Here is a 12,783-nt window from a genome sequence, read left to right as displayed (position 1 = left end):
GACCCACCAGCGGGGCGCACACCGGGCCTCCTGACCGAACCGATCCGACCGATCCGAACCGACTGAGGGATACGTGGCAGACCACTACGACGTCCTCGGCGTCCAGCGAGACGCCTCCGATGCCGACATCAAGAAGGCGTACCGCCGACTGGCGCGCGAGCTCCACCCGGACGTGAACCCGAGCCCGGACGCCGCCGAGCGCTTCAAGGACGTGACGCACGCGTACGACGTGCTGAGCGACCCCGAGCAACGGCGTCGGTACGACGCCGGGCCGCAGGCCGACAACCCGTTCGGCGGTGGCGCCGGCGGGTTCAGTGACATCTTCGACGCCTTCTTCGGTGGCGGTGCGGGCGGCGGGCGCGGCAACGGCCCGCGCAGCCGCGCCGAGCGCGGACAGGACGCCCTGCTCCGCATCGACGTCGACCTGGACGAGGTCGTCTTCGGCACCCACAAGGACGTCGAGGTCGACACCGCGGTCCTCTGCGAGACCTGCGGCGGATCGTGCTGCGCGCCGGGCACGAGCCCCCAGACCTGCGACATCTGCGGCGGGACGGGCCACATCCAGCGGCAGGTCAGGTCGTTGCTCGGCAACGTCGTCACGAGCGCGCCGTGCGGTACCTGCCGCGGGTACGGCACGGTCATCCCGAACCCGTGCCCGACCTGCCAGGGCCAGGGGCGCATCCGTGCGCGCCGGTCGATCCCGGTCGACGTCCCCGCGGGCGTCGAAACCGGTCTCCGGTTGCAGATGCCCGGGCAGGGCGAGGTCGGACCGGCCGGCGGCCCGTCCGGCGACCTCTACCTCGAGGTCCGCGTCCGGCACCACGACGTCTTCAGCCGTGACGGCGACGACCTGCTCGCGACGCTCGAGGTCCAGATGGCCGACGCGATCCTCGGCACGAAGACGACGATCGACGGTCTCGACGGCCCGGTCGAGCTCGAGGTCCGTCCCGGTGTGCAGAGCGCCGACGTCCTGGTGATCAAGGACCGCGGTGTCACGAAGCTGCGGGGCAGCGGACGCGGTGACCTCCGGGTCGGCGTGCAGGTCGTCACCCCGACCAAGCTCTCCCACAAGGAGCGCCAGCTCGTCGAGCAGTTCGCGAAGTCGCACAAGGCGGCGAAGCCCGAGTTGGCGCGGTTCCAGCAGGGGATGTTCGGCAAGATCCGCGACCGCTTCTTCAACTTCTGATGGCCTCGCTCTACCTGGTCGACACGCTCGACGGCGTGACCGCCGGGGGCAGCGTCACGCTCGACGGTGCCGAGGGGCGGCACGCGGTGACCGTGTCCCGGGTCCGGGTGGGCGAGGCGCTGCGGATCGGCGACGGCCGGGGGACGGTCGCCGTCGGCACGGTGTCGTCGGTCGACCGCGACGCCCTGGTGCTCGCGGTGTCCGGCGTGTCCGTGGCGCCGGTGGCGTCGCCGTCGCTGACGCTCGTCCAGGCCCTCGCGAAGGGCGGCCGGGACGAGATGGCGGTGCAGGCGGCGACCGAGATCGGCGTCGACCGGATCGTTCCCTGGTCGGCAGCGCGGAGCGTGTCCAAGTGGGACGGCGCGAAGGTCGAGAAGGGCCGGGCACGCTGGGCCGCGATCGCGCACGAGGCAGCGAAGCAGGCGATCCGCGCACGGGTGCCCAGCGTCGACGCCCCGGTCACGACGGCACAGCTCGCGCGCTCCACCGCGGACGGAGCGGGTCGACGGGTGGTGCTCGTGCTCGATCCGGTGGGCGACGTGCGCCTGTCCGCGTGGGAGCCGCCCGCCGACGTCGACGAGATCGTGCTGGTGGTGGGACCGGAGGGCGGGATCGACGGGTCGGAGTTCGAACGCCTCGTCGCCGCGGGCGCGCTCCGCGTGCGGCTCGGGGAGACGGTGCTGCGGACGTCGACCGCGGGACCGGCTGCGCTGGCAGTCCTCCAGACGCGGCTCGGACGCTGGTGACGCGGAAGCGGGAAGGATGCACGGAGGCGCCGGGTTCTACGATGGAGCAATGAGCACCAGCACGCCCAGCATCTTCTCGAAGATCATCGCGCGCGAGATCCCGGCGACCATCGTCGCCGAGGACGACCGCGTGATCGCGATCGAGGACATCGCGCCGCAGGCACCCGTCCACGTGCTCGTCATCCCCAAGACCGAGGACTACGCGGACGTCACCGAGCTCGCCGCCGGCGACCCGGACCTCCTCGCCCACATGGTCGCCACGGCCCGTCGCATCGCCGACGAGCGCGCTGACGGCCAGTTCCGACTCGTCTTCAACACCGGCGAAGCCGCCGGTCAGACCGTGTTCCAAGTGCACGCGCACGTACTCGCAGGTGAACTGCAGGAAGGCACCCTTGCCGGTTAACGAACCCGCCCCGTCCGCCACCGACGACTCCGTCGGCAGCGGCGAGAGCAGCGTCGACATCAGGGTCGACGGCATCGCCATGGTCCAGCTCCTCGGCCCCCAGGACCGGCTGCTCAAGACCGTCGAACGGCAGTACCCCGCCGTCCGCGTCCTCGTCCGGGGCAACGAGGTCTCGCTCACCGGACCGGACCGCGACGTCCAGCGCGCGAAGGCCCTCGTCGACGAACTCGTCGGCATGGTCCGGAACGGACAGGACATCGGACCGGCGGACATCCCGACGTCGGCGCGCATCCTGGACGACGACCGCAAGCCGTCCGACACGTTCGGCACCCCGATCGTCTCGAGCCGGAACAAGTCCGTCCGGCCGAAGACCGACGGACAGCGTGCCTACGTCGACGCCATCGACGAGCACACGATCACGTTCGGCATCGGTCCGGCCGGTACGGGCAAGACCTACCTCGCCATGGCGAAGGCGGTCCAGGCCCTGCAGCGGCGCGAGGTGAACCGGATCATCCTGACGCGTCCCGCGGTCGAGGCGGGGGAGCGCCTGGGGTTCCTGCCGGGCACCCTCACCGACAAGATCGACCCGTACCTGCGGCCGCTCTACGACGCGCTCAACGAGATGATGGACCCGGAGCTCGTGCCGAAGCTGCTCGCGGCGGGCACGGTCGAGGTGGCACCGCTGGCGTACATGCGCGGGCGGACGCTGAACGACTCGTTCGTGATCCTCGACGAGGCGCAGAACACCACGCCCGAGCAGATGAAGATGTTCCTGACGCGTCTGGGCTTCGGCTCGAAGATGGTCGTCACGGGTGACATCACGCAGGTCGACCTGCCCGGCAACCTCTCCGGGCTGCGGCTCGTGACCCGGATCCTGGACAAGGTCGACGACATCCACTTCGCCCGTCTCGGCAGCGAGGACGTGGTCCGGCACACGCTGGTGGGCCGCATCGTCGACGCCTACACCGTGTACGACGAGGAACGACTGGCCGAGCAGGCCGGACACCGCCAGCACGATGCCCGAGGAGGCAACCGGTGAGCATCGAGCTCAACAACGAGTCCGGCGTCGAGGTCGACGAGGCCGCCATCCAGCGGCTCGCCGCGTTCGCGCTCGACGCGCTGCACGTCCACGCTGACGCCGAGCTCGCGATCGTGCTCGTCGACGAGGGCGCGATGGAACAGCTGCACGTGCGGTGGATGGACGAGCCCGGCCCGACGGACGTCCTGAGCTTCCCGATGGACGAGCTCCGCCCGGGCACCGAGGACGACCCGACACCGGCGGGCCTCCTCGGCGACATCGTGCTGTGCCCGCAGGTCGCCGAGGAGCAGGCGAAGACCGCCGGGCACTCCACGACCGACGAGATGCTGCTGCTCACGTGCCACGGCATCCTGCACCTGCTGGGGTTCGACCACGCCGAGCCGGAGGAGAAGGCCGAGATGTTCGGCCTGCAGGGCGAGATCCTCTCCGCGTTCGCCGCACAGCGCCGAGGGCGGTGACCTGATGGTGCTCGTCGCCGCCCTGCTCGCGGTGGCGTTCGTCCTGGTGGTCGTCGGCGGTCTGCTGGCCGCGTCCGACGCGTCGCTGTCGGTGCTGTCCCGGGCCGACCTCGACGAGATCGCCCGCGGCAACAAGCGACGTCGGGCGATCGAGGCCATCGCGGACGACGTCGGCGCGCACGTCAACGCCCTCAACTTCTTCCGTGTCCTCGCCGAGACGGCCGCCGCGGTCCTCGTCACCATCGCGCTCGTGATGGTGTTCGACACCTGGTGGGTCGCCCTCATCGTCGCCGCTGCCGTGATGACCGCCGTCTCGTTCGTGCTCGTCGGGTCGAGTCCCCGGAGCGTCGGCCGTGCGCACGCCGAACGGCTGATCGGCACCACCGGCGGACTCGTGCACGGCATCCGCATCGTGCTCGGGCCGCTCGCCGGACTGCTCGTCGCGATCGGCGACCGGGTCACGCCGGGCCGGGGCGGCAGCGCCTCCACGGTGTCGAGTGAAGAGCAGTTGCTCTCGCTCGTCGACGAGGCGACCGAGAGCAACGTGCTCGAGCAGGACGACCGCGAGCTGATCCACTCGGTGTTCGAGTTCAGCGACACCCTCGTCCGCGAGGTCATGGTGCCCCGCACCGACATGACCACCGTCGACGGCACCGACACGGTCGCCGCGGCCATGGAGCAGTTCCTGGCCACCGGCGTCTCACGGATGCCGGTCACGGGCAAGGACAGCGACGACGTCCTCGGGGTGCTGTACCTGCGCGACGTGTCGCGCGCCCTCTACGAACGGCCGGGTTCCGCCACCGCACGGGTGACGACCCTGCTGCGTCCGGCCGAGTTCGTCCCCGAGTCGAAGCACGCCGACGAGACACTCCGCCACATGCAGGCGGCGAAGAACCACCTGGTGCTGGTCGTCGACGAGTACGGCGGCGTCGCCGGACTCGTGACGATGGAGGACCTCATCGAGGAACTCGTGGGCGACATCAGCGACGAGTACGACCGCGCCGTCGTCGACCGGGTCGAGGTCGAGCCGGGCGTCTGGCGCATCTCCGCGCGGCTGCCGGTCGACGAACTCGGCGACCTGTTCGGCATCGAGCTCGACGACGACGACGTCGACACCGCAGGCGGCCTGCTCACCAAGGAGCTCGGCCACCTGGCGATCCGCGGCGACACGGTCACGGTGTCCGGGGTCGTGCTCACGGCCGACCGTGTCGAGGGCAAGCGCCGCCACCTCATCACCGTGCTCGCTGAGCGCACCACCGCCCTGGAGGACGTCGAGGACGCGTTCGCCGAGGACTCCGCACCCACCACGACGGGAACCCACCACGCATGACCGACACCGCCACCCCCGCAGCCCAGCGTCCCGACGGTGAGCCCTACCGCGCCGGCTTCGTGTCGTTCGTCGGCCGTCCGAACGTCGGCAAGTCGACGCTCACGAACGCGCTGGTCGGCGAGAAGGTCGCCATCACGTCCTCGAAGCCGCAGACGACGCGTCGTGCGATCCGCGGCATCGTGCACCGCCCGAACGGCCAGGTCATCATCGTGGACACCCCCGGCGTCCACCGCCCGCGGACGCTGCTCGGTGAGCGGCTCAACGACCTCGTGCAGTCCACGCTCGGTGACGTCGACGTGATCGGGTTCTGCGTGCCGGCGAACGAGCCGATCGGGCCGGGCGACCGGTTCATCAACGACACCCTCGACCAGTACCCGCGCGCGAAGAAGGTCGCGATCGTCACGAAGATCGACCGGTCCTCGAAGGACCGCGTCGGTGAGCAGCTGCTGGCCGTCTCGAAGCTCCGGGAGTGGGACGCGATCATCCCGACGTCCGGCACCGAGGGGTTCCAGCTGGAGGTGCTCCTCGACGAGGTCACGAAGCTGCTGCCGGAGTCGCCGCAGCTCTACGACGCGTCGGCGGTCACCGAGGAGACCGACGAGGAGCGGATCAGCGAGCTGATCCGTGAAGCTGCCCTCGAAGGCGTGCGCGACGAGCTGCCGCACTCGCTGGCCGTCGTGGTGGAGGACGTGGTCGAGCCCGACCCGGAGGAAGACCCGAACGGCCCCCTGCGGATCTTCGCGAACCTGTTCGTGGAGCGGGACAGCCAGAAGGCGATCGTGATCGGCCACCGCGGCGAGCGGCTCAAGGACGTCGGCTCCCGGGCCCGCGCCGAGATCGAGGCACTGCTCGGTGGCCGGCACGTCTACCTCAACATCCGGGTGAAGGTGGCCAAAGAGTGGCAGCGCGACCCGAAGCAGCTGGGGCGCCTCGGCTTCTGATCCGCGTCATCCGCCGGACTGACGCGGGGCCACCCACCGCGACGTACCGTGGTGGGGTGTTCCGTCCCATGCTGCGTGCGCAGGTCATCACCGACGTCCTCGTCGCCGTGGTCCTCGGTGCACTCGTGATCGTGAGCGCCGCCCGCGCCATCGAGGGTCCGCTCGGCTACCTGACCGTCGTCGGGATGACCACCGCGCTGGCGCTCCGTCGACTCTCGCCCGGTGTCGCCCTGGCGATCGCGTGGGTGTTCGCGGTGTTCGAGATGGTGACGGCCCAACAGCCCGACCTGTCGAACGCCTTCATCGCCGCGATCATGTACACGACCAGCGCCTACGGCAGCCGACGCGTCCGGACGGCGGGACTCGTCTCGGCCATCGGCGGTTCCCTCGTCGCGGCGGTGTACGTCGCCGTCGGCGACTACGAGGACCGTCTGGGGATCGTGACCGCCGGTCCGCCGCTCGAGGAGTCCGCCCGGGTCGCGTTCACCTACTTCGCCATCGTCCTGTTGCTGCTGTTGCTGCCCTGGCTCGCCGGCCTCGTCCGACGCGTCCGGCAGGCCGCGAGCATGAGCCGCGAAGCACTGCTCGTCGCCGAACGCGACGCAGCCCGGGCAGATCGTGCCGTCGCGGTGGAGCAGGAGCGCGTCCGCATCGCGCGGGACATGCACGACATCGTCGCCCACTCGCTCGCGGTCGTGATCGCGCAGGCCGACGGCGCCCGGTACGCCCTGCGGGCCGACCCGGCGATCGCCGACCAGGCGTTGGACACGATCTCGAGCACCGCACGTCGAGCCCTCGGCGACGTCCGTGAGCTCCTCGGCGCGCTGCGGCACGAGCAGGGCACGGTCCCGACCCCCGAGATCGACGACATCGACCGGCTGGTGGGGGAGATGCGCGACGTCGGGCTCGACGTCCGGATCGATCGCCAGGGCGACGCCTCGCACCTGCCCACGACGACCCAGCTCGCCGTCTACCGGATCGTGCAGGAGAGCCTGACGAACGCGTGGAAGCACGGTGAGCCGGGCAGCCCGGTGCACGCATCGCTGACCTACCGCCCCGACACCGTCGAGATCGCCGTCGTGAACCGCCGCGCCGACGACGGAACAAGCGGCCCAGGGACCGGTCACGGCCTGGTCGGGATGCGAGAGCGGGCAGCGATGACGGGCGGGACCCTGACGGCGGGGCCCCGCGGCGACGACTTCACGGTGGCGGTCCGGATGCCCGCCGTCCCGGCCAGCGGGCAGATGCCCCGCGGCCGCATCACCTCGACCCAGCAGGAGCGCACCCCACGATGACCACGACCTCGCCGACCGAGCACCCGATCCGCGTCGCGCTCGTCGACGACCAGGCGCTGTTCCGCACCGGTATCCGCATGCTCATCAGCTCGCAAGCCGACCTGCTCTTCGTCGGCGAGGCCGGGGACGGTGCCGAAGGGGTGGAACTCGTCCGACGGTCACGACCGGACGTGGTGCTGATGGACGTCCGGATGCCGGTGATGGACGGCATCACGGCGACCTCGCGGATCGTCGAGGACGCCGGGACCGACGGGGCGAAGGTCCTGGTCCTGACCACCTTCGACTTCGACGAGGCCGCCGCGAAGGCCATCCGTGCCGGGGCGAGCGGGTTCGTCCTGAAGGACGCCGACCCGGAGTTCCTGCTCGCCGCGATCCGGACCGTGCACGCGGGGACGGCGGTGTTCGCCGCGTCGGCGACCCGTGAGCTCCTGCGTCGCTACGAGGACGCCTCCGAGCTCGCCGCGACCGTGCCGGCGGCCTTCTCGGACCTGACGCCACGGGAACGCGAGATCTTCGACCTGGCGGCGCGCGGGTTCAGCAACAGCGAGATCGCGGCGCACGAGTACGTCAGCGAGGCGACGGTCAAGACCCACATCTCCCGGGTGCTGACGAAGCTCGGGCTCCGTGACCGGGTGCGCCTCGTCGTGTTCGCGCACCAGCACGGTCTGGTCGCGAAGGCCGAGTGAGCCCTCATCCGCTCGGATGACCCCTCCACAGGGAAGCCAACCGAGCGGACCATCCACAGCAGTCGCGGGACGGACGCGCCACGGGCCTCCCGTCGGTCATCGTGGTCAGCATGACCACTGACCACGAACCGATCATCCGTCTCGACCACGTGTCGAAGCACTACGGCGACGCGGCGCGGCGGGTGACGGCGCTCGACGACGTCAGCGTCGACGTCGGCGCGGGTGAGTTCACCGCGGTGATGGGGCCGTCCGGTTCCGGGAAGTCCACGCTGATGCACGTCGCTGCCGGGCTGGACGCGGTGTCGAGCGGCCGCATCCAGATCGACGGCGTCGACATCACGGCGCTGGCGGACCGCGAACTCACCGAACTCCGTCGTCGACGCCTCGGGTTCGTGTTCCAGTCGTTCAACCTGGTGCCGACCCTCGACGTCCGCGAGAACATCCAGCTGCCGTTCCTGCTCGGCGGACACAAGCCGACGCGCGAGGAGTCCGCGTGGATCGACCGGCTGGTCGAGATGCTCGGACTCGGGAACCGTCTGACACACCGGCCGCACCAGCTGTCGGGCGGCCAACAGCAGCGCGTGGCGATCGCGCGTGCGCTGGCGTCGCGTCCGGCGGTGGTCGTCGCCGACGAGCCGACGGGCGCGCTCGACTCCAGGACCGGCCGCGACGTCCTCGCGATCCTGCGCGGGGCGGTCGCCGAGTGGGGGCAGAGCGTCGTCATGGTGACGCACGACCCCGTGGCGGCTGCGAACGCGGATCGCATCCTGTTCCTGGCCGACGGGCGGATCGTCGCGGACCGGCCGGCGATGACCGCGGCGGAGATCTCCACGACGATGCTCGGGATGGAGGCCGCAGCGTGAACGGCCTCCGCGCGTTCGCCCCGACGATCCTCGTCGCGGCGCTCGGGACCACCTTCGGTTCCGCACTCGTCATCGCCCCGGGCGTCGTGACGGAGGCGCTCGGCGCGAGCGGCCTGTCCGACCTCGCTGCCGTCAAGGCGATCCTGTCCGTCGTGGGGTGGCTGTTCCTCGGCATCGCGCTGTACGTGGGGGCGATCGTCACCGCGAACACCTGTGCGACGCTCATCGCCGGGCAGACCCGGCTGATCGCACTGCAGCGACTCGTCGGGGCCACCGGCGCGACCCTCCGGCGGCGGATCACCCGGACCGGGCTGGCAGTCGGCGTCGTCGGTGCACTCGTCGGCGCGGTGGTCGGCACCGGGCTGTCCGCGCTGTTCGTGGTGGTCCTGCGTGGCAACGGTTTCCTGCCCGACACCGCCTACACGCTCCTGCCGTGGGAGCTCGTCCTGCCGATCGTCGCCGTCGTGCTCGCGACCTGGGGAGCGTTCGGGGTCGGGTCGCGGCGCGTCCTGACCGTGACGCCGCTCGAGGCCCTGTCCTCGAGCATCGAACCCTCGCACCAGGACATCCGGTCGGGCCGGGCGCGCACCGTCTGGTCGATCGTGCTCACGGCGCTCGGTGGAGTGCTCATGGTGGTCGGCCTCGTCGGGAGCGGGTCCTCGCCCCTGGCGGTCCTGCCGGCCGCCCTCGGCGGGTTCACGTCGTTCGCCGGTGTCGCGATCGGCGCCACCCTGGTCATGCCCCCGGTGCTCCAGCTCATCGGCCGCATCGGGGCCCACGACCCCGTCGTCCTGCTCGCAGGTCGCAACGCGATGCGGGCACCGGGGCGGTCGTCGCGCGCGACGATCGGGCTCGTCATCGGGGTGACCCTGCTCGTCACGTTCGCCGTGGCCCTCGGCATCATGCAGCGGACGTTGGAGACCGTCGTGTCCCACCAGCCGGGTCTGACGCCGCGGATGGTGCAGGAGCAGACCGACTTCTTCGTCCAGCTCAACGTCGTCGTCAGTGTGATCGTCGGGTTCTCCGCGGTGATCGCAGCGGTCGGGGTCGTCAACGCCCTGGCGCTCGGCGTGCTGCAGCGGCGACGGGAGCTGGGGCTGCTCCGGGTCCTCGGGCTCACGGGAGCGCAGGTCCGCCGGATGATCATCACCGAGGCCGTGCAGATGGTGGTGGCCGCGGTCGTGACGGGCCTGGTGCTCGGGACGTTCTACGGGTGGGTCGGCGGACAGACGCTCCTCGGCACGCTCGGCCAACCGATCACGCCGGTCTTGCCGCTCCCCACCGTCATGATCGTGGTCGTCGGGGCGCTCGTGCTGGCGGTCGTCGCGACGATCGCGCCCGTCCGTCGTGCGATGCGGGTGTCCCCGACGGAGGCACTGGCCGTCGACTGACGTCCGGTGCGGGATCGCGTGACGTCACGCCGTGACCGCACCGCGCGCTGGGGCCGCGCGCGGGGACCGCGACAGGACCGCGCCGGGACCGCGAGGCGTCCCGGGACCACGCCCGGCGAGCCGCGTCGCGCTTCCGTCACACGCGCGCGAACCCGCCCCGCCGGTGCTACGGTGGGCGGGCAATGTACTCGGCGCTCCTCCTCCTTCGCTGCCGCGACGAGGCCTGACACTTCCGGCCCACCTCGTCGCGGAGTCCGTCGTGGCCGCTCTCCACTTGACGACGAAAGCGACGAAGCAATGCAGAACACCCAGCGCCCCTCCGGGATGCCGATCCACAAGTACGTCCCGTTCCACGAGCAGATCAGCGTCGAGCTGCCGGACCGCACCTGGCCCACGAAGCGCATCGACCGTGCACCGCGTTGGTGCGCCGTCGACCTGCGTGACGGGAACCAGGCACTCATCGACCCGATGGACTCCGAGCGCAAGCGCGCGATGTTCGACCTGCTGGTCCGCATGGGCTACAAGGAGATCGAGGTCGGGTTCCCGAGCGCCTCGCAGACGGACTTCGACTTCGTCCGCAGCCTGATCGACGAGGGCGCCATCCCCGACGACGTCACCATCCAGGTGCTGACCCAGGCACGCGAGCACCTCATCAACCGGACGTACGAGGCGATCGACGGCGCCAAGCAGGCCATCGTGCACCTGTACAACTCGACGTCGATCGTGCAGCGCGAGGTCGTGTTCCGCACCGACGTCCAGGGGGTCGTGGACATCGCGGTCACCGGCGCGCAGCTGTGCAAGGCCGCCGAAGCGCGCCTGACCGGTGACACCAGGGTGTTCTACGAGTACTCGCCCGAGTCGTACACCGGCACCGAGCTCGACGTCGCGGTCCGCATCTGCAATGCGGTGCTCGAGATCTTCGAGCCGACCCCGGACCGCAAGGTGATCATCAACCTGCCGGCCACGGTCGAGATGGCGACGCCGAACGTCTACGCCGACTCGATCGAGTGGATGTCGCGACACCTGGCACACCGCGAGGACGTCATCCTGTCGCTGCACCCGCACAACGACCGCGGGACGGCCGTGGCTGCCGCGGAGCTCGGCTACATGGCCGGCGCCGACCGCATCGAGGGCTGCCTCTTCGGCAACGGGGAGCGCACCGGCAACGTCGACCTGGTCGCCCTCGGGATGAACCTGTTCACGCAGGGCATCGACCCGGAGATCGACTTCTCGGACATCGACCAGGTGAAGCGCACGGTCGAGTACTGCAACCAGCTGCCCGTGCCCGAACGACAGCCGTGGGCCGGGGACCTCGTCTACACGGCGTTCAGCGGTTCCCACCAGGACGCCATCAACAAGGGCTTCGACGCGATGCGCGCCCGGGCCGAGGCCGCCGGGAAGACCGTCGACGAGATCACGTGGGCCGTGCCGTACCTGCCGGTCGACCCGAAGGACATCGGCCGTTCGTACGAGGCCGTGATCCGCGTCAACTCGCAGTCCGGCAAGGGCGGGGTCGCCTACCTGCTCAAGACCGACCACGCGCTGGACCTGCCCCGCAAGCTGCAGATCGAGTTCTCCGGGGTCGTGCAGGCGCACACCGATGCCGAGGGCGGCGAGTTCTCCTCCGAGCGCATCTGGGACCTGTTCCGCGACGAGTACCTGCCCGCCGAGGACGAGTCCGACAAGTGGGGCCGCTACGAGATCACGAAGACGGCGACGTCGAGCGACTTCGACGGCACCACGAAGCTGTCCGTCGCGATGCGCGTCGACGAGGGCGCGGTCTCGGCCGAGGCGGTCGGCACCGGGCCCATCGACGCCTTCCTGTCGGTCATGCGCGAGCAGGGCGTCGGCGTCACGCTGTACGACTACTCGGAGCACACGATGAGCGCCTCGGGCGACGCGCAGGCCGCGTCGTACGTGGAGCTCGACGTCGACGGCGTGCGCCTCTGGGGGGTCGGCATCGACGCTGACATCGCAACGGCGTCGCTCAAGGCGATCGTCTCCGCGGTCAACCGGGCGGTGCGCGCCGGTGCCGCGACGGGCGCCCCGGAGCTCGTCTCCGCCTGACGGAGCGGTGCTGACAGGTCGGTCCTGGCCGGACCTCGTTGGCGCCACCGGTGAGGTGACACCGCCTGGAGGCGCGGTGCGGGTCCGCCCCGCACCGCGCCTCCGTCGTCGCGTCGCCGGCTCGACAGCCTCGCGCCGGTCGGGCCCGTTTCGTCGCGATCGGCGGGCGGCTGCGACGTGCTCCGCCCGCCCGGCGAACCCCCGCGGCGTGTCCTGCCCGCTCGCCGGCGGGCGGGCGGGCGTGCATTGTGGTGCGTGCGGGGGCCGGTCGCGGTGGGCGCGATCGAGCGGGCACTTCTCGTCACGATCGGTGGGCGGCCGCGACTCGTTCCGCCCACTCGGCGAACGCCCGCGGCGTGTCCTGCCCGCTCGCCGACG

Annotated in this window: 12 protein-coding genes; all 12 read left to right on the top strand. The window is 71.0% G+C overall.

The features are described from left to right. Positions 1-73: 73 nt before the first annotated feature. The 12 genes from dnaJ (at position 74) to leuA (ending at position 12,405) form a co-directional block, all read left to right on the top strand. Entirely contained in the window at positions 74-1,186 is a 1,113-nt protein-coding gene (gene dnaJ / locus J7E22_RS15510; protein WP_214982731.1) for a molecular chaperone DnaJ, read from the top strand. After that, a complete protein-coding gene (locus tag J7E22_RS15505) occupies positions 1,186-1,932 on the top strand; it encodes a 16S rRNA (uracil(1498)-N(3))-methyltransferase (RefSeq protein ID WP_214982730.1) in 747 nt (248 codons plus the stop codon). The genes dnaJ and J7E22_RS15505 overlap by 1 nt, the downstream gene beginning before the upstream one ends. A 49-nt stretch (positions 1,933-1,981) precedes the next feature. Continuing rightward, positions 1,982-2,335, top strand: coding sequence for a histidine triad nucleotide-binding protein (locus J7E22_RS15500; RefSeq protein WP_214982729.1), 354 nt, complete (start codon positions 1,982-1,984; stop codon positions 2,333-2,335). Beyond that, a complete protein-coding gene (locus tag J7E22_RS15495; RefSeq protein ID WP_374193283.1) occupies positions 2,325-3,374 on the top strand; it encodes a PhoH family protein in 1,050 nt (349 codons plus the stop codon). Before J7E22_RS15500 ends, J7E22_RS15495 begins: the two co-directional genes overlap by 11 nt. Continuing rightward, entirely contained in the window at positions 3,371-3,832 is a 462-nt protein-coding gene (ybeY, locus tag J7E22_RS15490) for an rRNA maturation RNase YbeY (RefSeq protein ID WP_214982728.1), read from the top strand. Before J7E22_RS15495 ends, ybeY begins: the two co-directional genes overlap by 4 nt. 4 nt (positions 3,833-3,836) lie before the next feature. After that, complete coding sequence (locus J7E22_RS15485; RefSeq protein WP_214982727.1) at positions 3,837-5,162, top strand: hemolysin family protein; 1,326 nt, start codon at positions 3,837-3,839, stop codon at positions 5,160-5,162. Beyond that, entirely contained in the window at positions 5,159-6,103 is a 945-nt protein-coding gene (gene era, locus J7E22_RS15480; protein WP_214982726.1) for a GTPase Era, read from the top strand. Before J7E22_RS15485 ends, era begins: the two co-directional genes overlap by 4 nt. Before the next feature lie 56 nt (positions 6,104-6,159). After that, positions 6,160-7,398: a histidine kinase gene (locus J7E22_RS18335; protein ID WP_214982725.1), complete on the top strand. Its 1,239-nt coding sequence runs from the start codon at positions 6,160-6,162 to the stop codon at positions 7,396-7,398. Continuing rightward, positions 7,395-8,084, top strand: coding sequence for a response regulator transcription factor (locus tag J7E22_RS15470; protein ID WP_214982724.1), 690 nt, complete (start codon positions 7,395-7,397; stop codon positions 8,082-8,084). The genes J7E22_RS18335 and J7E22_RS15470 overlap by 4 nt, the downstream gene beginning before the upstream one ends. A 110-nt stretch (positions 8,085-8,194) precedes the next feature. Beyond that, the gene (locus tag J7E22_RS15465; protein ID WP_214982723.1) at positions 8,195-8,947 is read left to right on the top strand and encodes an ABC transporter ATP-binding protein; all 753 of its coding nucleotides are present in this window, start codon (positions 8,195-8,197) and stop codon (positions 8,945-8,947) included. Then, positions 8,944-10,338 (top strand): ABC transporter permease, encoded by a 1,395-nt coding sequence (locus J7E22_RS18330; RefSeq protein ID WP_214982722.1) that lies wholly within the window; start codon positions 8,944-8,946, stop codon positions 10,336-10,338. Before J7E22_RS15465 ends, J7E22_RS18330 begins: the two co-directional genes overlap by 4 nt. Positions 10,339-10,635: 297 nt before the next feature. Then, positions 10,636-12,405: a 2-isopropylmalate synthase gene (gene leuA, locus J7E22_RS15455; RefSeq protein WP_214982721.1), complete on the top strand. Its 1,770-nt coding sequence runs from the start codon at positions 10,636-10,638 to the stop codon at positions 12,403-12,405. The last annotated feature ends 378 nt before the right edge of the window (positions 12,406-12,783 follow it).

Origin of the sequence: Curtobacterium sp. ISL-83 (genome assembly GCF_018613895.1) — a bacterium.
Lineage (GTDB): Bacteria > Actinomycetota > Actinomycetes > Actinomycetales > Microbacteriaceae > Curtobacterium.
Note: the sequence above shows the minus strand (reverse complement) of the source record. Positions and strands in the feature narration are given on the sequence as shown.